General features: G+C 66.0%; 17 protein-coding genes. 6 read left to right on the top strand and 11 right to left on the bottom strand.

Annotated features, from left to right (window positions below; genetic code table 11):
• Positions 1–441: 441 nt before the first annotated feature.
• Both GA0070621_RS31325 and GA0070621_RS31330 read right to left on the bottom strand, forming a co-directional pair.
• Positions 442–879 carry a WD40 repeat domain-containing protein gene (locus GA0070621_RS31325; protein WP_167666593.1) on the bottom strand — a complete coding sequence of 146 codons (438 nt, stop codon included), beginning with the start codon at positions 877–879 and terminating at the stop codon, positions 442–444.
• The gene (locus GA0070621_RS31330) at positions 771–1,514 is read right to left on the bottom strand and encodes a WD40 domain-containing protein (RefSeq protein ID WP_157740093.1); all 744 of its coding nucleotides are present in this window, start codon (positions 1,512–1,514) and stop codon (positions 771–773) included. Before GA0070621_RS31330 ends, GA0070621_RS31325 begins: the two co-directional genes overlap by 109 nt.
• A gap of 95 nt (positions 1,515–1,609) precedes the next feature.
• Between GA0070621_RS31330 and GA0070621_RS04935 the strand changes: the two genes are divergently transcribed.
• Positions 1,610–2,242, top strand: a complete 633-nt coding sequence (locus GA0070621_RS04935) for an HNH endonuclease family protein (RefSeq protein WP_091191944.1) — start codon at positions 1,610–1,612, stop codon at positions 2,240–2,242.
• A 533-nt stretch (positions 2,243–2,775) separates the two neighbouring features.
• On the top strand, positions 2,776–3,327 hold the full coding sequence (locus tag GA0070621_RS04940) for a hypothetical protein (RefSeq protein ID WP_157739833.1): 552 nt from the start codon (positions 2,776–2,778) through the stop codon (positions 3,325–3,327).
• Positions 3,328–3,370: 43 nt separating this feature from the next.
• Here GA0070621_RS04940 and GA0070621_RS31235 read toward each other — a convergent pair whose 3' ends face one another.
• Positions 3,371–3,589, bottom strand: coding sequence for a hypothetical protein (locus GA0070621_RS31235; RefSeq protein ID WP_091191947.1), 219 nt, complete (start codon positions 3,587–3,589; stop codon positions 3,371–3,373).
• A gap of 187 nt (positions 3,590–3,776) precedes the next feature.
• Here GA0070621_RS31235 and GA0070621_RS04950 point away from each other — a divergent pair, with 187 nt between their 5' ends.
• Positions 3,777–6,782 carry a KAP family P-loop NTPase fold protein gene (locus GA0070621_RS04950; protein ID WP_167666595.1) on the top strand — a complete coding sequence of 1,002 codons (3,006 nt, stop codon included), beginning with the start codon at positions 3,777–3,779 and terminating at the stop codon, positions 6,780–6,782.
• A 962-nt stretch (positions 6,783–7,744) separates the two neighbouring features.
• Here the strand turns inward: GA0070621_RS04950 and GA0070621_RS04960 are convergent.
• From GA0070621_RS04960 to GA0070621_RS30685, 3 genes are all read right to left on the bottom strand, one after another.
• Complete coding sequence (locus GA0070621_RS04960) at positions 7,745–8,848, bottom strand: hypothetical protein (protein WP_091191950.1); 1,104 nt, start codon at positions 8,846–8,848, stop codon at positions 7,745–7,747.
• 676 nt (positions 8,849–9,524) lie between these two features.
• Entirely contained in the window at positions 9,525–9,794 is a 270-nt protein-coding gene (locus tag GA0070621_RS30680) for an integrase core domain-containing protein (RefSeq protein WP_167666596.1), read from the bottom strand.
• Entirely contained in the window at positions 9,791–10,198 is a 408-nt protein-coding gene (locus tag GA0070621_RS30685) for a hypothetical protein (RefSeq protein WP_167666597.1), read from the bottom strand. Before GA0070621_RS30685 ends, GA0070621_RS30680 begins: the two co-directional genes overlap by 4 nt.
• 836 nt (positions 10,199–11,034) lie before the next feature.
• Here GA0070621_RS30685 and GA0070621_RS04970 point away from each other — a divergent pair.
• Entirely contained in the window at positions 11,035–11,346 is a 312-nt protein-coding gene (locus GA0070621_RS04970; protein WP_167666598.1) for a trypco2 family protein, read from the top strand.
• A gap of 16 nt (positions 11,347–11,362) precedes the next feature.
• Entirely contained in the window at positions 11,363–14,743 is a 3,381-nt protein-coding gene (locus tag GA0070621_RS04975; protein WP_269455589.1) for a trypsin-like peptidase domain-containing protein, read from the top strand.
• An 80-nt stretch (positions 14,744–14,823) separates the two neighbouring features.
• Here the strand turns inward: GA0070621_RS04975 and GA0070621_RS04980 are convergent, their stop codons facing one another.
• The 3 genes from GA0070621_RS04980 to GA0070621_RS04985 are packed head-to-tail and all read right to left on the bottom strand — an operon-like array spanning position 14,824 to position 16,736.
• Positions 14,824–15,903 (bottom strand): DUF4268 domain-containing protein, encoded by a 1,080-nt coding sequence (locus tag GA0070621_RS04980; RefSeq protein WP_091191952.1) that lies wholly within the window; start codon positions 15,901–15,903, stop codon positions 14,824–14,826.
• 30 nt (positions 15,904–15,933) lie between these two features.
• A complete protein-coding gene (locus tag GA0070621_RS29385) occupies positions 15,934–16,089 on the bottom strand; it encodes a hypothetical protein (protein WP_157739836.1) in 156 nt (51 codons plus the stop codon).
• Positions 16,086–16,736 carry a DUF6308 family protein gene (locus GA0070621_RS04985; RefSeq protein ID WP_091191953.1) on the bottom strand — a complete coding sequence of 217 codons (651 nt, stop codon included), beginning with the start codon at positions 16,734–16,736 and terminating at the stop codon, positions 16,086–16,088. The genes GA0070621_RS29385 and GA0070621_RS04985 overlap by 4 nt, the downstream gene beginning before the upstream one ends.
• A gap of 318 nt (positions 16,737–17,054) precedes the next feature.
• On the opposite strand from GA0070621_RS04985, the gene GA0070621_RS29815 reads away from it, so the two are divergent.
• Positions 17,055–18,410, top strand: coding sequence for an HNH endonuclease (locus GA0070621_RS29815; RefSeq protein WP_167666599.1), 1,356 nt, complete (start codon positions 17,055–17,057; stop codon positions 18,408–18,410).
• 197 nt (positions 18,411–18,607) lie between these two features.
• On the opposite strand, the gene GA0070621_RS30690 is transcribed toward GA0070621_RS29815, so the two are convergent.
• Together GA0070621_RS30690 and GA0070621_RS05000 are read right to left on the bottom strand one after the other, a co-directional pair.
• Entirely contained in the window at positions 18,608–19,252 is a 645-nt protein-coding gene (locus GA0070621_RS30690; RefSeq protein WP_167666600.1) for a hypothetical protein, read from the bottom strand.
• Positions 19,249–19,818, bottom strand: coding sequence for an NADAR family protein (locus GA0070621_RS05000; RefSeq protein WP_091191955.1), 570 nt, complete (start codon positions 19,816–19,818; stop codon positions 19,249–19,251). The genes GA0070621_RS30690 and GA0070621_RS05000 overlap by 4 nt, the downstream gene beginning before the upstream one ends.
• Positions 19,819–20,234: the final 416 nt, after the last annotated feature.

The following is a 20,234-nucleotide window of genomic DNA, read 5'->3' on the forward strand; positions in this document are numbered from 1 at the left end:
TGGCGGAAGCGGCATCTGGCGTCTGGGGTTGAGCAGCCCACGGACTGCGCGACGCCGTCGTGAGCTGGGTCAGCCACCAGCTCGATCGTACGGCTTCGGCGAGGGTCGATGGCGGAACGCCTCGGACGCGGGTGAGGTGGCAAGCGTGGCAAGAACGGTGCAGATTCGGACCTACACGGTTCGGGAAGGACTGTTGGACGAGTGGGTGGACAGGTGGCAGCGTCTGGTCGTGCCCCTGCGTCGTGATTTCGGCTTCGAGGTCCACGGCTCGTGGAAGGACCGCGCACGCAATCAGCACACATCTGGGTGATCTCTCACGACGGGCCCGAGTCGTTCGAATAGGCCAATGCCGCCTACTGGGCCTCGGAGCGCCGTAAGACGCTCGGTCTGGACCCGGACGACTATCTGGTGGGCGAGGAGACCCGCGAGGTCGAGCAGACGCTATGAGTCCGCGTCGACCGGCAGCAGGCGGGCTCGCCGCTCGGCGTCGGTGTGCCCTCGGAACACCCCGGTTCGCGCCACCGTTGTCAGTGCATCCAGGTCGACGTGGTCGGCCCAGACGCGGGCGGTGCCGTCCGCCGATCCGGTCACGATTTGTCGCCCGTCCGATAGCCAGGCCAGGCTGGTCACGCCGTCGCGGTGTACGCCGATCACCTCGCACTGGTCGTCGTCCGCGGCCCAGATTCGTACGGTCCGATCGTCCGAGCAGGAAGCCAGCCGCCGGCCGTCCGGCGCCCAGGCCACCGCGCGGACCCGCTTGTCGTGGCCGGTCAGCACCCGCGGCCGGTCAGTGCCGGTGAGGTCCCAGACGCGGACGTTCCAGTCGGCGGAGCAGGTCGCGAGCCGCCGTTCGTCCGGTGCCCAGCTGAGTCCGTCCACGTAGTTCTGTGCCCGGAGTGGACCGTGCTGTCGCCCGGGTGCTCGATGTCCCAGATGCGGACGGTCCGGTCATCAGAGCCGGAGGCGAGATAGCGGCCGCTAGGCGACCAGGCGAGCGCGCCCACCCAGTCCGCGTGCCCGCGCAGGACGCCAGCGGAACTGCGTGTGCGGATGTGCCACACCCATACGGTGTTGTCCTTGCAGCCGGCTGCCAACCGGGATCCGTCCGGTGACCAGGCCAGTGACTCGGCTTCGCCGTCGAGGCGTACGTTGCCGTCGACGCCGGCCAGGTGGACCGAGCCGTCCCGCAGGGCTACGGCGAGCACGTTGGCCGCCGGTGAACAACGCTGGCTGCTGGTCTTCAATGACAGAGTCGAGCACATGTTCGTCGGCGCCTTTCTGGCCGCGGCCCGTGGTGTCGGCGGGCGACGATCTGTCGACGTACCGGCCAACGTACCCAACCGGGTACGTCCGAACGGGGTCTGCCGCTGATCTTGTGACGGCATGTCAGCTCGGTGGAAGGATGCGTTTGCGGAGCAGGTCGAAGTTGGCGCGGCCGGTACCGGCCCCCGCGCTCGCGGGAGCTCTGTCTTAACGTGACGTTTACGTCGCCTTCCTGCAGGCGCATGTCCCATCGACGGTGATTTTTGAGACAGTTGATCTGTCGCTGCCACGCTGTCAGCCGGGGTCCTCACCTGGCCGTGGTCGGCGGCAGGCAGGAGTCTCCCCAGTGGCCCGCGTTCACAAGGCCGCCCTCGCCGTGGTGGCCGCCACCGTCCTGGCCGTCGTTCTGGCCCCGGCGTCAGCCCACGCCGCACCCCCGAACGTCCCCTCGTACAGCAACGCGGTGAGTCGGCTCAATTCGCTCACCGTCGCGGCCGAGTCCCACCAGTCCAGCTACAGCCGTGATCTGTTCCCGCACTGGATCACGATCTCTGGTACGTGCAACGCCCGTGAGGAGGTCCTCAAGCGCGACGGCACCAACGTTGTCGTCGACTCCAGTTGCTATCCGACCTCCGGGTCCTGGTACAGCCCGTACGACGGGGTGGCCCGGACGAGCCCCTCGACCATCGACATTGATCACATGGTTCCGCTCGCCGAGGCCTGGCGGTCCGGGGCGTGGGCCTGGACCACCTCGCAGCGCCAGACCTATGCCAACGACCTGGGCGGCCCGGAGTTGTGGGCGGTCACCGACACCGTGAACCGGTCCAAGGGCGACAAGGATCCGAAGGATTGGAAGCCCCCGCTGAGCGGGTTCCACTGCACTTACGCCAAGGCCTGGATTCAGGTCAAGTGGTACTACAGCCTCTCCGTCGACAGCGGTGAGAAATCGGCGCTCAACGCGATGCTCAGCACCTGCTGACCACTCGATTCGAGTCCGAAATCGCGGAGATCCGACATGAGTCGCTCAGCCATCCGGCGATGCGACCCATGTCTGTCTTGCATCAGGCTCAGCGAGTCGCACCTCCTCCAGCGGATCCCGGATGCTTCATCGGTGCTCAAGCCCGAGGAACCGGTGTGAGCCATGCCTTCTGGTGCCAGCTATCGCTGGCTGTCACAGCTGGTCTGCGACTCACGAGCGGCGTTGGCTCTAGACGGCTACAGTCCTCCGACGTGGAGGGACACGAAGAGCCTGCCTACGACCTGGCGCAGATGATTGTCGATGGTGGCCGGCGGGTGGCGGTTGTACGACTTGGGGACTGCCAGCCCATACCCACTCAGCGGCTGAGCTGGGATCGCCCAAACCCGGGACGCGTCGTCAACGTAAGTGTCGAGCAGCTTGCCTCCGCTTGCCTGATCGGTCGGACTCCTCCGCACCAACGCTGACCTCAACACCCGAACCGGCGGACGTGGACCAGTAACCGACACCGACCGCCCCATGAACCGGAGACATCCGTGAACGTGAAAAGCATGCTCGACCGTATGACCCCGGAGCAGAGGGGGATCGGCGTCGCTCTGCTAGCCGTCGCGGCAGTCATCAGCCTCGCCGTCGTCGTCAACATCCTGGTCGACGAGCCGACGCCGATCGCCGCACGGAATACACCCACCACCACCCCAATCCGCACCACCGTCGCGCCCACGCCGTCTCCCGTGCCGGCGCAGACGGCTACACCGGTCACATCGACCGCAAGCCCGGAGAGGCTTCCACCAACCCTGCCTGCCGATGTCCTGGCCGATCTGCGATTGGGCGGGCAAGGCACCACCTGGTATCCGCACATCAAGGGGGTGGATTGGCGCAGCATCGACGGCCGGTACACGCTGGTCGCGTCGACCGACTTGCAAGAACGTCCCGCGGACCGCGACCTGGCCGGGAAGGTGTGCGTGCAGATGGGTTCGTACGCGTTGGATGGGGATGGCAAAGTGTGGCCGATTCTCGTTCTTGGCGACCACGGCGAGAGGCTTCTCTTTCGCCGCGACGTTGCGCAGCCATGCGAAGCTGACTTCTAGACTCCGCGCGGGCGGATGCCGGCCGGCTGGACTGATCCGCGTATCACGAGTGTCGCCCGAAACGCCTCACATGACCTGACAGGTTCCGATCAGGGGGTCGCCCGTCGGGCAGCCATGCCAGGCCGGTCACGCCGTCGCGGTGGACGCCGATCACCTCGCCCTGCTCGTCGTCCACTCGCCAGACCCGCACGGTCCGGTCGTCGGAGCAGGAAGCGAGCCGCCGGCCGTCCGGGGGCCGCGGCCACCCCGCGGACCCGCCGATCGTGGCCGTTCAGCAACCGCGGCCGGTCGGTGGCGCTGAGGTCCAGACGCGGACGGTCCAATCGGCGAAGCAGGTCATATCATCCTTGGTCTTCTCGACCGTTCCCGCGACAAGAGCCGGCCAGGACGCCCGAGCCGAGCGGCAAGATCGACGCTGGGCTGGGCTGGCTATCGTACGGCTTGTGGCTATGACGAGCGACAGCGGTAGCTGGTGGATCGATGATCCCATCTCGACACCAGACGACGAAAGTCTGGGGCGCATGCCGTTCGTGCGCCGGGTTGCTGAACTGCTCGACGAGATCGCCAGCCGGCCCAGCAGCACAGTGGTTGCTTTGGTAGGCCCCTGGGGGAGCGGCAAGACCAGCACGGCCAATCTGGTGCTTGATGCCCTCGACCCGGATCAGTGGGGCATCTCTCGGCTAAATCCTTGGGCCATGGGATCTGCCGAAGCGATCGTGGCCGAGCTACTCGGGGCGATTCGCAGTTCGCTGCCGAAGAAGGCAAAGGAAGCGCGGAAGAAGCTCAAGTCCTATGCGGCGTACGCAGCGCCGCTGCTCTCGCTGATCCCCGTCGCCGGCGACACGCTGAAAGACGTCAGCGACATGGCACTGAAGCGGCTGGAGGGCGAAAGCACACTACAGGCCCAGTTCGAGCAGCTGAGCGACGAGCTGCGAAGCCTCGCTCGGCCGATCCTCGTGTTCATCGATGACGTCGACCGACTGCAACCTGACGAACTGCTGGCACTGTTCCGAGCGATCCGGGTACTAGGCCGGTTGCCGTACGTGCACTACGCCGTCGCATATGATCAGCGCACCATCGTCGACCTGCTCAAGGCAACCCCGATCGCTCGAGAGCGGGAGGATCGAGCACTCGCCTTCCTAGAGAAGATCGTCACGCTTCGGATTGACCAGCCGCTCATCCGGGCGGAGCAATCCGAGCTGCTATTCAACGATGGACTAACGAAGCTGCTCACGGACTTGCAGGCCACCCTGGGCAACGAGGAGCGCCGAAGGCTGTCCGACGAGTGGGAACTGCTGCTATCCGCCGACCTAGCCGAGCCGCGCAGCGTCAGCCGGTTCATCGCACAACTGCGGGTCTACCTACCGCTGGTCGGCCTCGGCGACGTCGACCTGGTCGACTACCTGGTTGTGACCCACCTGCGCTCCATGTATCCCGCTGCGTACCAAGCCCTTGCTGCCGACCGGTCGTGGCTAGCGGCGTCTGCTGGCTACGGAGATGATTCATGCCTTGCACCTTGGAGGGACGGCAGCCGGCTGGCAAAGATGGAACTCCCGGCGGCGCAGCACGACAGGTTGCTCGCCGCAATTCAGCGGCTCTTCCCCGTACTCAAGCCTGCGGAACGCCGCGAGGTACGGCGCCGCGGCGTCAACAACCCGGACTACGTCGACCGATACTTCACCTTCGTGCTCGGCGAGGCCGACGCCACCGACGCAGTTCTACTGAACGCAATGCGCGACTGGAGTCGGGGACAAGCCGGTACGGGCACAGACCTGCTGATCAGCATGCTGACGCCCAACGCCGAGGATAGGGACGCCTGCGCGCGCAGCGCTAGCGTGATCCGCCGTCTGGAGGCACTCACCGACCAACTGCCCACTAACGACGCGGAGATACTGCTGCGCAACGTCCTGCGCTATCTGCCGTTGCCGGCCGGTCCGGGGCTGGTCCTCGGTGGGCCCGACGCTGCCGTGATCAGCTGGATCTCCCGTTTGCTGCTGGCCGTCGACGACGTCGACGTGCCTAGCCTGCTTGCCGTAATAGACGGGCGGGGGATCCCCGCGCTGGTCGACTTCCTGCGGTCGCTGCCCGACAGGAAGCCTTCCGCCGAGGTCGGGCGGCTAAGCCGGCTGCTCGATGAAAGCGCAGAGCATGGATGGCAGGCATTCCTTGGACACGTAGAAAGCGGCGACGCAGCCCCGGACGCGCCGACGGAGAGCCTGTTCGCACTCGTCGAGAATCTCCTTGGCACGAAGGAGACGGATCGCCGGCTGCGGTCCGCGGTCGACGACGGCACCTCCATCTCCGGCCTCGCGGCCCGCCTCGTCCGGGTGGGCGCCGAGGTCTCGTCGGGTCAGCCCGTGATCATCGACCTCGACGCCGCTTCGCTGATTCAGCGCCTCGGTGATGCCCGAGTGTTGGAGGGGCGCCCTGCCCTAGAAGCAGACGCGGGAAGCGAGACCGTCGACCGGCAGGATCTCGCTTGGGCAAGTCGGCGGAGAACCGCGGCGCGCCTCCTGGTCGACGCCCTGGCGAACCCATCGCGCTCCCGGGTCCCGTCCCTGCCCACCGATGTTCCCGAGCCCTTCACCAACTACCGCGTTAACCCCCTGGAGGCGCCGAATGGCGAGGTTCCGGACCTGGGGATCTCGGTGACCGTCCTCGTGTCGGCCGGCGAATCGCTGCCGATGACCAACCTTGCAGCGCCGGGACCGTTCGGAGACGAGCGTGAGGCGATCATCCAGAACGAACTGCGCAACGGTGGCGTCAACCATTGGCTGGAGGTCACAGCCGCAACGGCCTGGCCGCTCATAGCCGATCAGTGGCAGATTAGCGACGGCGGCGATGGCCGGACCGTGACAAAAGCAGCCGTTGCTCTGCGCTCCAAGGACGAGACGACGACCGGCGGATGGCGGCAGGAGACGCCCATCCTGGCGGGTGCACAGATCCGGACCGGGGCCACGAACCCGGGCGGTGTCGAGCCGTTCCTTGTCGCGGACTTCGCGGTCGGATTGTGGCTCACCGAGCTGACAGCCGATCGGCGGCCGGATCCCCGGCGGCACGACAGCCGGCCGCTGCCAGCCGCGCTCTCGCTGGCCGAGTTGTATACCTTGCTCATCGAAGTGATGACTGGTGCCATCAGGTCCGCGGCCGTGCTCCATGCTCGTCTGATTGAGCGGGGCGAGCCGGAGCCGTCGATGATCATCAAGGTAGCGATGGAGGCGGGCACGGGGGTCGACGCCGTGGTTGATCTCAGCAAGGAGGAACGGGTAGGGACGGGCGGATCCCGGCCGCAGATCCAAGTTGGCCACTTCCGGTTCTCGACGCCCGACGCTCAAGACGTCGATAAGTTCAACGAGCAGGCCCGCTCGGCAGTTCTGGCGCTTATGGGGGAATGGCTACTTCGCTCCGGATACCGGAGGTACGAGGACGTGTTGCTGAGTCTTCCGGGCGGCTGATCGGTCGCCTGTCGGCGATCACGCTATTCGCGCTCGTCACCGCCGCCTACTGGGAACCGGCCCTTCAGGAGGATGTGCGCCAGCTCGTTCGGGCTCGGCAGGACGCGGCTGTTGCGGCGGATCGGCTGGTCGCGATCGAGGAGTCGCTGCCGCATCTGATGCCCATCACTCCTGGCTGCCGCGCCGGCGACCGCGCTGTGGCCGCGCGGCGCCGGCCCGCGCGACCAGGGCGACGACGAGGAACCAAGCCGCCCAGGAAGCGCCGCTGGTGGCGGCGGCGCGGCTAGCGCGACAGGTGCTCGTCGGGCGGCAACACCCAGGCCAACTCGGCAATCCTATCCTAGGACGCTCTGCAGGCAGTGTTCTCCTCAACAGTGCAGCCTGGACAGGCCGGCAGGGCGGCCCCTTGACCGCTCGCCATAACGGACCCGGTAACGCGGTGAACGAATGTCTGGGCTGGGTGGCCCCTCTGCTGCCTGATCAGCGACCGGATCTCCTTTCGGAGGGCGGCAAGCTGGTCACCGGGCACCTCCCGAGTAGCCGTGCTCACGCACCACGTCGACGACCACCTGCGCGACAACCGGGACTCTGCGGTCGACCGCTGGCGCGGGGAACAGGCGGTCCATCAGCGTGAGACACCGTCGGCACGTCGGTGCGAACGCCGGCTCCCGGTGCCTGCTCAGCGTGCCGTCGTCACCGCCGACCATCAGCGCCCAGGCCCGGCCGCCCATCGTCGTGTGCTCCCAGATCGGCTCTCGCAGCGCCTGAACGTCATACCGCCGCCCGACTGCATCCCGCTCGCTGTCTCCGCTCGTGAGGCTTGCTGGGCCAGACACGCTGCCGTCGGGCTCGTAGAGTCAGTCGCCGACGCGGGGGGTCGGAATCTGCCGTTGTCGCCGGCATGGCACAACCTTCCCCGCCTGACAGCGTGGCCCGACCGCCATCGCCGCGAACGGCAGGAGTCAGCCATCCACCACGGTCGCGGTGCTTTTCTGGTCGAAATGAATGACGAGCGGAATGAAAGAGGTGCGGAGGGCGATACCAGGCTGGCGATCGGGAGCGCCGCCGCCGGGCGGTGTGGTCACTGGATGCCGTATGCCCACGACCGGGTCACCGAGCAGTTCGTCGGGCGTAGGACCCAGCAAAGGCGTCGGCGCCGGATGCGGCGTGGTGCGACGGCCGGCGAAATGACGCTCGGCCGCGATGTGGAACATGGCGGCATGAGTGCGGGCGAGCATCCAGCTTTCGGCCAGCAGCGTCGCAGGCGGAAGGTTCAGGGTCGTCATTTCCAAGCCCTGCTTGCGGCCTGCGGCCCTCGGTCGTGACAGGTGTGTCACCGACAATCCGTCGATCAGGCTGTGGGTGCCTGAGCCGGTCAGAGCGCTGAGGGGCATCGTCCCATCCGGGTCCGGGCCGTTCTTGGTGAATATCGCCAACAGGTCGTTGCGAGCGCGAACTGCCATTCCGTGCTTGATCTTGTTGTAGCCGGCGTTGAGATCAATAGGTTCGCTAGAGAGTAGTAGAAGCATTGCTCGCTGCAACCAGGCCGCCATGACGTTGAGGGCGGTCGTGTTTGCTTCATCCGGCGGGCTGGTTTGCGCAGCGGAGGCTGGTAGTACCAGCTTCCAGAAGGTGGCATGGCCATCATCGCTCGACAGGTGAGCGGAAGCCTGATCAACGAGGGTCGCGGTCTGGGTCGGGCCGTCACACAGCGCGCTCCACACGCAACGTGGCGCGCCAGCCGGTGAGGGCGCCACCGCCAGTGCGTGGTAGAGCCGCACTAGAGTCTCGGCGGCATGGTGGCGGGCGGCGAACGCCTCGGTGGCCACATGCAGGTCACGGTCAGCATCGGTAAACGAGGCGGCATCAGACTCGTGACCCGCGCCCAACCCGGCGATGCACGTAGCCAGGCGGTTCGACTGGCCGGCCGCTGGCACGTCGGCGGACGTTAGCAGCGAGGCTATTCGAGCAGCCATATGCGCCAACGGTCGGGATCCGAAGAACTCGTCATCCAGCGCCACCGCCTGCTCCGCGGTCAGCGCCTGGCCTCGCGGCTGGGTGAACACCCCTACACATCTCCTTGTACGCAGCACGATCCGCCAACCGTTGTACCGCCTGACATCGTTTCCAACAAACTTAAATTGACGGCTCGCACTGGTTGTAGCGACCGCTGGCAGTGGGGCGAACAGCGAAGCACATCTCCCTGTCCCATAGCATCGGCTGCTATCGAATCGATCCGCTGGCGCCCCGGCGCGGTCGCGACGGCCCTGGGCTGCGCAGGGATCCTTGCGCGGGTCCGGAGTTGCTGCGTTTGCTGCGCGGTGCCGATCCCCATCCCGGCTCGGTGACGCGCTCCCCGCGGTCGCGGCGGCATCACCTGATCCGACGAGCCCGGCCGTGATAGCGCGACAGGTGCTGACCGAGCGCCGGGCCCTGCCACGACGGGCCGCACTGACACAGGTGGCCACTGATCGACGAGTTTACGAAATCGACAGGGTCCTCGCGAACGCCGACCTGATCCACGCCTCAGCAGCTACCGTCGTTGCCCAATGGGATAAAACGGCCGGACCGGACTTGGCATGTGCAGGGCCTGATGGTCACCCGCAAGGGTCGTGCCGGCCATCTACGTCGGCATACCCGGGTGCTTTTCTGCACGGCAGAGACCATCGGTACCGAGTTCAGCAGCACTCGTCGTTGGTGACGTTCTGGCGTTGTGCCTGCCGAGAATTCCACTCAGGCAGGTCAGGCGGGATGTTCGTACTCGTGAAGGATGCCGCCGAGGCGGCCACGTCGGTGGATGTTCAGGTGGGCGAGCCGGTCCGGGTCGGTGATCGGTTTGGGTAGTGGTGCGAGTGGACGGGCGTTGGCGATGCCCTGGTGCGGCCGGTGCTCGTTGTGGAAGATCTCGAACTCGCGCAGCACGTGCAGCAGGTGGTGTTGGTTCCAGGTCAGTCTGCGATCGAGCAGCTCCCGGCGGCAGGTCCGCACCCAGCGTTCCATGATCGCGTTCATTCGGGGCATCCGGACGCCGCTGCGCACGACCGTGGCCCCCGCGTTGCGAGGATCTGGTCGAACAGCGCTGGGTACTTCCCGTCCCGGTCGCGGACGAGGTACCGGACGTTCGACGCGACGTACTGCAGGTCCATGACCAGGTTCTGGGCGGCCTGGGTCACCCAGGCGGCGGTCGGGTGCGCGGTCGCGCAGAGGATCCAGATGCGGCGGCTGGCGTGCTCGATGGCCGCGAGGATGCGCATCCTCGTGCTGATGAGCGTGATCGTCAGGATGAAGTCTGCTGCCAGAAGCGCCTCGGTCTGCGCGCGCAGGAACTGCGTGCAGGTCGTGGCGGCCCGGTCCGGGGCGGGATCGATGTCGGCCTCGCGCAGGATCTCCCAGACTGTGGACGCGGCGACTTTCACTCCCAGGGTTGAGGTTGAGCAGTTCGCCGTGCACCCGCCGATACCCCCACGACGGGTTCTTCCGCGCCAGGCGCAGCGCCAGTGCGCGGGTCGAGCGTACGGTGCGCGGCCGGCCTCGCCGGCGCAGCCGCGACGTCGCCGCGTGGCGACGTGCGGCGAGGTCGCGATGCCACCGCAGGGTTGTGTCGGGACGTACCAGCAGCCGCAGACGGTGCATTGGGGGCCTCGGGAGGCGGTATAGCAGCGCGGTCAGCAACGCCCGATCGGCTGTTTCGAACCGGACGCGTCGCTCGCCGAGCTGACGCTGCAGCACCGCGAGCTGGTGGCGTAACGCGAGGATCTCTGCGTCATTGTCCTGGTCGCTGCCCGGCAACAGCCGCAGTAGTGCGACGACGTTCGTGAGGCCCAGGTACGCAAGTCGCAGCAGCACGACCCGGCATCATCGCGCAGCCATCAACGGAGATGGGAAAGGAGGCCCGCGTCGGAGAACGAGGCAAGATCGGTTCCCAGGCCCGAACAGCCTCTGAGCAGCCCGGACGTATTTTCTCGGCAGGCACCGGGCTTGCCGGCTGGTCCCGCCTGTGTCGTCGCCGCCCGGCGGTTGCTGGCCCAGCTTCAGGCTCGGACAAGGTCAATTCGGGCCCGGCCGCCGGCCCCCGGCCGCTCGGCGGCGTGGGGTATGGATGGTTAGGGCAAACTCGGCTTCCGCCGTCGTCGGAGAGCTCATCAGCTCGTTCCTGGTGTCCGTTCGTTCGGAGAGTGGGCACGCTGGTGGTGGTGCGGATGAGGTTGACTTGCTCTGATCATGCGACGGATACCGTGGGAGGGGTTCCAGCGTGGACGGTGGGATCGAGCTGGCTGATCTGCTTTGGCAGCTACGGCATGAGCTGAGCCGAGCAATGTGGGCCGGTGAACGCACGGACCTACGTTTCGAGGCTGGGCCAGTGGAGTTGGAGCTCACGGTGGCAGTTGAGAAGTCCACCGAGCCTGGGGTGAAGGCGAAGTTCCTGGTGGTGGAGGCGGAAATGGGTGGGCGGCGGGCGTCGACGGTCACGCAGCGTATCCATTTGACTCTGCATCCACGGTTGGCTGATGCCCCGGAGCGCTCGCCTCTGATCGCAGGGCGTTCCGAGGATGGCGAGCGGTGAGCGGCCGGAGCATGCGATGACTGATGGCGTAACGCTTTCAGCCCGCGAGCCTTCGAAGGCCCTGGATGGGCGGCGAGTCGCCGAGGTGATATCCATCCGTAGGGACGGATCTACGCATCGTGGCTCGGGCTATCGGGTTCGTGATCGGCTGGTTCTTACAGCGGCCCACATCGTGAGCGATGCCATGGAGGTGACGGTCCGGTTCGACGCTGACCAGTCGGGCGAGTGGTCAGCGCCAACGACTGTCGCATGGTGTGATCCATCGGCAGACGTGGTGCTGTTGCGGCTGGAGCGGGTCGACGGCCCGCCCGAGGTGGTGCCGGTGCGGTTCGGCCATCTCGCGCGCCGGGCCGAGCAGGTAGAGGCACACCTGGTCGGCTTTCCTCGATGGAAGCTACGCAGGCACTCAGATGGCAGTTGGATTCGAGAAGCGCATCACGCAGTGGGTACTGTTGCAGGGCTGTCCAATTCCAGGTCGGGCACCTTGGAAGTCACCGTTGATCCGCCCGCGGAAGATCCGGATCCGGCTGTGTCGCCGTGGGAGGCGATGTCCGGGACTGCGGTGTGGGTCGCGGGGTACGTCGTAGGCGTTGTTTCGGCACATCACCGTCAGGAAGGTCTGGGCCGCCTAACCGCTGTACGGCTGGAATCCCTCGCGAGCAGCGAACCAGCGAACATCCTCGGCTTTCCTGATGGTGCCGAAGTGCTGGCGGACGTCCTCGCCTTGGTCGATCGGGCCGATGCGGGACCGTCTCGGGCCACGCATTCTGGCGGATCCTTAAAGCTGGATCCCGTCAGTCGAGCCGATGCGCTGATGCGAGGCCCTCTTGAGGCGATTGGCCTTGCTGCAGAGGTGGCCGTCGCCGCAGGAATGGAGCAAGAACACCCTCAACTCGCCGGAGAGACCTATCTCCGGGTAGCGGAAAGCTTGGGGGTCCACCGCTACCCTGGTCATTCAATGCTGATGAAGAGGCGCGCAGTACGAGCCTTCACAGCAGCAGGGGAGAAAGATCGCGCTGCTGCAAATTTGGTGACGATGATTGAGGAGGCTACCCTCACCGGAGGAGGTTCGGAGGACGGAGGCTACGAAGTTCACGAACTTCGGAAAATACTTCGGGAAGGCCGCCTATCAGAAGAATCGGTTGAGCGTGCGAATGCCGCGCTAGCTCTATTCGAAGCCTTTCAGCATCCCTTTGACGACCTCAGTAATCTGGCGGCAGCCGTTGACATCCTGGCTGCGAAGAGGGTTTCGTCGCTTCCGACTTATGTCCTCGCCCTTGGCGAGGCCGCAATTGCAAGTGACCAAGCCTCCGTGGTCGCGGGGCGGAATGCGGTTTTTGGTCAAGCGGCCGACTTATCCCCCGATCCCAAGATTGCTGTCCGCATCCGCCTCTGCATGGCGGAAGCAAACAGCGACTGGTCCAAAATCGTGTCCGAAGCTCGGAGGCACCAGTTACCGCAGCCCTTGGCGGCGCTCGTAAGTGCTCGATTTGCGCGCCACCTCACCCTTTCTGCCGATCCCGATGAGGCGGCCATCTATTGGGGCGATGCGATTAATGGGGGAGCACTTGCTGGACTCGGTCACGACACTGCCGCGTGGTTGTACTCCATTAGAGAGAATTCGCTGCGTTATGGCCCTATAACAGAGGAAACGGAAACACATTACCTCGCCCAGGTGATGAAGGCCGTAGGTGGGGAACCGCTCCTGCCGGCATCTCGCGATCATCTCGCTGATGCCACAGCGGCTCTGCTAAACAAGAGGCTTGTACAGGCGGTACGAGCCTCCCGACGAGCATTGCGGGACGCCGTTTCGGCGGCCCATTTGATGGACGAGATCCGCGCCAGCAATGTACTTGCTGACGCGTATGTCGCAGCAGGTGAAGCGAAGCGAGCTGCGATCCTCTATATCAAGATTGGGAACGCTGAGGCCGTCGTTGAACTCATTAAAAAAATGGACGATTCCTACGGCGACTTGTCGCGATTCTTTGCGGATGCCGCGCCTTGGAGGCGTGCCGCTTCATATAAGGCGATGGCCGCACAATCTGACTTGGCGCCAGATGGCGATGTAGAACCTCAGACGGCAGCTGCCCTCGGCGACTTTGAGGCGTATCTCCAGGGACGGATCCGTCAGAGTCGGAGGGCTTCGAGTGTGGGCTTGGCTGCGCTAGGTCTGATCTCTAAGCTCATCGGCCGCGCCTCCCGTGACCAAGCAGTTAGATTGCTCGCCATCCTTGATCCGTTGGTGCCGCGCGAGGCAGACAGTCATCTGCACACGGACGATTTCCATGTCGCCGCTTTGGTCGGGATTCTTGAAGGTCATCCGGATCTAGCCGAGCCTGCCGGTAAACAACTACTAGACCTGCTTGAGCTCGGTCATCCGATCTCTGATCAAGTCGCCAATGTAGCTGCTGACGTGATCGATGCGAACATAGAAGTCTTCTCCGCTCGCCTAGAGTCGGCTGCTGCTAGCGGGAGCGTGGCTGCCGCGAAACTCTTGGTCCGGATCGACAAGGAGCCCCCGGATCCTGCAATCGCCAGATCCGCTTACGCTCGTCTGACCGCAGCATACAGGCAGCCACCCGGAGTGTTCGCTCACGGCATCGACCTGGCAACCCCAGCCTTGCTTGTGCGGCACCTACCGGAAGGCGAGCGTGAGGCTGCGGCGCAAGCGCTTTTGGACCGTGCGCTTGATCGGAGCGAAATTGCAGCTAACAGGAGGGAGGCGCTCAATGCTTTGAAGGCGTTACGGGATGTTGTATCGCCAGGCAAGCGTGACGAGTTGTTCGAGACGGCAATGTCGTTCGCGGAAGGCAGTCAAGACGGAAGTGCAATGGATGATGTCTTTGCGGGGCCGGCGCATCCCCTAAGCCAGTTCAGGGTCTCGTTCGGACGCGCTAGCCTGGTAATTCCCGGCCTACAACTAGCGGCGACATGTGCATCGCCGGAGCAAGCCGCCCGCGTAGAGAGGATCGCCGCTGGCCTGCTAGGGCAGGATGATGAGGGAATCGTCCATGGGAGTGCGCTAGCAATGTCGTGGCTCCCGCCCCATCACGCTGAATCGAACCTCGAAGCGCTTGCTAATCATCCAAGCCGGAGCGTCCGAGCACTCGCTTGCGTACGCTGGCCCAGAGAGGCTGACCCAGACCCGGAGTTGGGGCTCCGGCTTGCACGTGACGCGGAGGCGATTGTCCGGCGCACGCTTGCCGAAGCGGTCGCAGGAATGCCTGAGGACGCGGAGGTCCTTGCCCTCGTTCGCGGCGTTCTTAGCACAGATCGGCGGTGGTCCGTGAGGCGGCTGGTTCTTCCGACAACAAATACGGACACGACAACAAATACGGACCCGACAACAAATACGGACCCGACAACAAATAGGGACACTTTGTCAGGCTCCAGTTGATGCGTTACGGATCAGTGTCACTTAATCCGTAACACGTCCGGCTAGACCAAGTTTCTCGATCGTGAGGGTAGCCGGGGCGGTCATGTCGACGGTGCCCACGGTTTGGTCCAGGTGAGGAGTTGGTGGGTTCCGGTACTGATCGTTGGGTTGGGGTCTTGGGTCAGCTCTGAGCAGCGGGTGATGAAGCGATCGGTTGGGCCGTCGGGCAGTAGGTGTTGTCCGAGGGCTGCGTAGAGGTGGTCGAGTTGTTCGTCAGTGGCGGCGGCGACGGCTTGGGCGATCAACCGGACTCCGTGGGTGTCGTCGCGTTGCAGCAGGGCGTGGCTGGTCGCGTTGGTGACGGCTGTGTCGTGTTCGTCGAGGAGCAGGCGCAGCAGCTCAACCCAGTCGTCTCCGTTGCCGATGTCACCCTTGCGGTACTCCGCGATGCGGCAACCCTTCCTGCCCTGCAACGGTTCGTACGACAGGATGTCTTCGAATGCGGGCTCCAGCTTTGCGCGGGCGGCGGCAAAACGCGCGTCGTTGACGGCCGGGTCAGGGTGCTGGAAGAAGATTTCGCTCGACGGCCCCGACCGGCCGAACGTGCACGTGTACGACATGCCGGTTATGCCGGCGGGCAGGGACTGCCAGTTCTGCGGCGAGCCCTTGGTCGACGTCGTCCACCCGAGCTTGCGGTCATGGACCGTCTCCAGGAACCTCGTCCAGAACTCCTGGTAGGCCATCGCTCGGTCGCTCGCTGCGGTGTCGCACTTGGCGATCGCCTTGACCTTCTTGCCCCAGTCGTTCGGCTGCACGACCAGGCGCATGAGGGGCGCCGGCACCGACTCGCCGATGCGTACCGCGCTGATCTCGATTCCGAAGAACCGCGTGTTCTCGTCCGTACGGGTGTTGAGCCAGTCCAACGCGGCCCGATGTTCCTCCCGGAACTCGGTCGCGATCCACACCACGTTGACGGGATCCGTCCTACCGGCGTAGGTCAGCAACTGACCCAGGTGGCCGTGGTCCGTCCTCGTCAGCTGGTTTTCGATGATCACCGTCTCGTTCGTCGCCTCGTCGACGCCGATCAGGTCCAGCGAGAATCCGCCCACCGGATGTTCCGCTGACGACAGCACCAAGTCCATGCCGAGCAGCTCACCGAGCACGTCCGCGTTCGCCAGCAACCACGGCGTGAAGGTATGCGCCTCGTGCTTTCAGACTTGCCGCACGTCGAGTAGTTCGAGCTTGCCGAGCGTGGGCAGTCCCTCGCCGGCATCCACAGAGGTCATATCGCCGACCGTATCGGCTTGAGGCCGGTCCTGACGTCCCATGGCCCCCTCTTGGTGCTGGCATTGCAGGGTCGACGTCACGAGGCCGTTGAAGCCTCTCGGTCGGGCATCCAGGCGAGGATGTCCAGCAGGCGTACGTCCGACAGGCGATCCGCCGCCTCGGCGACCAGTGGGTCGTCGTGGTCGCGTGCGGCGCCCCGCAACAACGCGAGGCCCTCGGCGGCCCGCAGCAGATCCGTGCGGTATGCCGCCCAGTAGGCCCGCCGCGGTGGTGCGTGCCGGCTGCCTGCCTGCTGCAGTTCACGCGCCGCGACCTCGGCGGCCCGCCGGTACCGCCGCAGCAACGCGCTGTCGAGGATGAGGAACAGGCCAGGCCGCACCAGGTGTAAGGCCTTGCTCACCTTCGCGTGCCCGAGCCCTCGCGGACGATCCTGGAAAAAGTGCTGGTACAACCGGAGCGCACAGTCGTAGTGGCCGTCGTCGAGCATCGGGTCGGCGTCGCGGAGGTGGGCGTCGAGCGGGACGTCGTCCCAGGGCGCGGTCTCGCTCAACCGGAGCAGGTGGCGCTCCTGCTCCCGACTAATTCTGCTGCCCATGTGCGGTGCGCGAGTTACCTTGATGAGCTTCGGCGTCAGCACGGGGTGCGTGCCGGCCAGCCAGTCGTAGGCGCGGACCGTGCGGGCATGCCGCTTGCAGTAGTCGACGAAGACGCCAAGCGGGTCGTTCACCGGTCGACCGGCGACCTCGATCGGGCCACTGTGGCACCTGCTTCCTGATCGCTCGGCGGAGTCTCCGCCAGTTCCCAGCCTGCTTCCGTCCAACAAACCGTGCCAACCTCCCGGGCGGCCACCGAGAGGAGCGCTCGGGTGACGACAGCCACCCGAGCGGGTCGTTCCGCGTCGGGTGTTGGTCCCGTTCTGGCCCCGGCTTTCGCCGATGGCAGCGTGCCCGTCAGCGCATTTACTAGCATCACCATTCCTTCATCGCCCACTTGGGGGCGCTCGGGTCGTCGGCCTCAAGGCCGGGACGAGGAGTCGACGAAGCATATGGTGGCCAACGGCAAAAACCAGTTCGAACGGCTGAGCGAGAGCGGGTACTACTCCGCCGTGGTCGAGGCGAACCGGGCGTACCTGGACGTCGCGGTGCCCAACCCGGCCGGCACGGAGCGGGAGTACTGGACCCTTTCCTGCCTGCCGAACACCAAGAGCAGCCCGCGCCGGCTGTCCGCGGTGTGCATGCGAACAATGGAGACGTTCGTTCTGCACCAACCGCTCGATCCGGAGAACCAGGACATAGCCGAGGGGTTCATCGTCGTCCGGCGGTCCGTGCTCCGCCGGCACTGGCCGACCGGCCGAGCCCTGGCCCGGGAGTTTCCGGGCCTCACCGAGGAGCGGTCGGACTACCGGGACGCGGGACCGGACCAGGCTCGGGTGTGCGGTCCGTACGACCAGTTGGTTGCGGCGCTCGCCGACGAGCGCTTCGCTGCCGCAGTCCGGCACCTGACCTCCGCCCTGCTCACCGCGCGGACCGTGCAGGGCGCCGGGCACAGCCACCGGCTTGTCGACGAGGTGCTGGGCCGCGCGCGCCCGGCCGCCGAGTGGATCTATCCGGTGAACGACCGGACCGAGGTGTGGGGCTACGACCAGGACGTGCTGGAGATGTTTGGGAGTCTGCCGGCCGACGGCGCATACGACGACTGGCACCTCTCCTCCTGCTTCCATCAGATCCGGGCCGGGGACCGCATCTGGGTCTACGCCAGCACCCCGCACCGGCGGATCGTGGCCGCTGGGACCGCCTGGGCTGACCCGTACCTCCGCGCCGACGGCGACGGTTCGGAGTGGCGGCTGGAGATCCGCTGGGAGGTGCCGCTGACCCGTTTCCTGCTCAGACGCGGCGTGGCGGGGACAGACGTGTTGGAGAAGGTCGTGCAGGGCGTTCGCGCCGTGCAGCCGGTAGAGTCGGACCGCCTGGCCAAGATCCTGGACGAGGCCCGGGCGCCCGAACCCGAGGGACTGCCGGAGGGCCGCCGTCGGCGGCTGGCGCAGGTGACGGCCCGACAGGGACAGGCCGACTTCCGTCGCCGGCTCATCGAGGCGTACCAGGGCCGCTGTGCGATCAGCGGTTGCGGCGTGGAGGCGGCGCTGCAGGCCGCGCACATCGAGCCGTACGATGGGCCGGCCACCAACCGGGTTTCCAACGGCCTTCTACTCCGAGCGGACCTACACAACCTCTTCGACCAAGGGCTGCTCTGGATCGACGACTCGTACCGGGTCCGGGTTGCGGAAGGGCTCGACCACTACGGCGAGTTCGCCGGGGTCGAACTGCCGGCGACGGCGGATCCCGCGCACCGGCCGAACCGGCGGGCGTTGGCGGCGCACCGCCGCGACCACGGCGTTGAGTGACGATTTCCGCAGCCGACCGACACCCGGACGGTGCGGTCGACCGCGGGGCGGTACTTACGAGGGGCACGCACAAGGAACCTCCTGATCAGGGCCTGTCAGGCCATGATCGAAAGTTTCCGTGCTACCGGAGGAACCTCACTTGGTCTGAAGACCGCCTACGAGGTGGTGCCACAGCCAGGCGTCGGTCGGGCGGCCCGTTATTGCCACCTGATGAGGTAGATGCCTTGCCCGTGGGTGGTGAAGTGCCCGTCCGCGGGGTGCATTGTCGCGGAGTGGTAGGTGCCGGGATGGCTGGGGTCGGGTCGGCGAAGCGCCATGTCGAGGACGTACCGGGCGGTGCGCCGGAACGCGACCGCGTTGCCGGCCATGAACAGGGTGTGAGCGTGCAGGCGTTGGTGGATCCTGTCCCTGTGGGAGGAACGTCGACGGGCTTGGCGGTTGAGTTCGTGGACCTCGTCCCAGGTGGGGACGTCGTTCGGGTTCCAGGAGATGGTGTGGGTAGCCCCGGCTCCCAGGCGGTGGCGTAGCTGCTTCCATCGGTTCGGGGCGAACTGCAGGTCGCGGTGACTGAGTACGAGGTCGAGCTCACCGATGGTCACGGTGGCGAGGGAGGGCTCCGGTGGCGTGTTGCCCCGTAGCGGTAGGTGGATCAGCGTGTGGCGTGACCGGGCTGCCAGCATCCACAGGCCGGTGATGGTGAACGCGGCGTCGGCGTTGAGTTCCAGGACGAACCAGGGGTTGTTGTCGACCAGCACCGCGCCGGTCACCGGTTTGCCGGGGCGGACGACGCGGTACTGATCGGTCCCGAGTCGCCCCTGATGTACGCGGATCTTGAGGTTCATCCGCTGGCGAGCTGCGCGCGGGTGCGCATCAGCGCGAACCCGAGGAGGTTGCTGCCGCGCCATTGGGCGGGATTGTGGGCGCGTGGGTCCGTCGCGGAAAGACCGATGCCCCAGGCCCGATCCATCGGGCTGGCTTCCACCAGTACCCGATTGCCCGTGCGGGACAGGTACTGCCCGAGGTCGGGGTGCTGGCTGAACTTGGCCACGTTGCCGGCGACGACCAGGTCGAAGGACTGCGCATCCCAGGTGGCCTGGTCGAAGTCGCGGACCTGCCGGCCCAGGGTCTTGACCGCGCCCGGGTGCGGCGCCGTGAGCATCTGCGCGGTGATCCCTTCGTCGCCGAACAGGCGTGCCTTGCCGATCATCATGTAGTGCTCGGCGGTGGCGTACCGGATCCCGTCCACGACGAATGGGGCCGGCCACCATTGGCTCAGGCAACCCGGTCCGATGCTGCCGTCCGGTTGGGGCTGGTGCCCCCAGAAGAACAGGTACTTGATCGGCCCGCCCGCAGCGGCGAGCGCCCGCAGCTCGGGCAGGCTGCGCGGTGGGGCGGCGGTGTCGGGCATGTTCGGCAGGGTGCCAGAATCGTATGGTTACGCGCCATCGGGTTTGCCTGCCGTGCGTGTTTCGCAAACCAGCGAATCCGCTCCCGCAATAGGCGGATCTCTCCGGTGGCCAACTGCTCGTGATGCTGTAACCACCTATCCGGCTGCCCCGATCGTGGCCTTGGGCTGCCTGCCGTCGGGGATCCTGGGTTGACGGTCGCGTAGCCGACGGAGAGGCGCTGGCTGATGATGTCCAGCGCCTCTCCCAAGCCCCGGACCGCCGTGATATCTCACAACCGTCTCACGGACGGCCCGGGACGGCCCGGCAAGGCTCGATGCGGGTCGGACCGTCGCTTGGCCGTTGACCTGCATGTTTGGCATGATTCGGTACGGCCCGGCAGGTGCCGGTAGGCCCGCTAGTTCTCTGGGGGTCAAGG

The organism is Micromonospora narathiwatensis (genome assembly GCF_900089605.1).
Taxonomy (GTDB): domain Bacteria; phylum Actinomycetota; class Actinomycetes; order Mycobacteriales; family Micromonosporaceae; genus Micromonospora; species Micromonospora narathiwatensis.

Bases quoted from the DNA above. Each gene is read 5' to 3' on its own strand.
- GA0070621_RS31330 (WP_157740093.1), bottom strand. From the start codon at position 1,514: ATGGGACATGCGCCTGCAGGAAGGCGACGTAAACGTCACGTTAAGACA.
- GA0070621_RS04950 (WP_167666595.1), top strand. From the start codon at position 3,777: ATGACGAGCGACAGCGGTAGCTGGTGGATCGATGATCCCATCTCGACA.
- GA0070621_RS30680 (WP_167666596.1), bottom strand. From the start codon at position 9,794: ATGAACGCGATCATGGAACGCTGGGTGCGGACCTGCCGCCGGGAGCTG.
- GA0070621_RS04975 (WP_269455589.1), top strand. From the start codon at position 11,363: ATGACTGATGGCGTAACGCTTTCAGCCCGCGAGCCTTCGAAGGCCCTG.
- GA0070621_RS29815 (WP_167666599.1), top strand. From the start codon at position 17,055: ATGGTGGCCAACGGCAAAAACCAGTTCGAACGGCTGAGCGAGAGCGGG.
- GA0070621_RS30690 (WP_167666600.1), bottom strand. From the start codon at position 19,252: ATGAACCTCAAGATCCGCGTACATCAGGGGCGACTCGGGACCGATCAG.
- GA0070621_RS05000 (WP_091191955.1), bottom strand. From the start codon at position 19,818: ATGCCCGACACCGCCGCCCCACCGCGCAGCCTGCCCGAGCTGCGGGCG.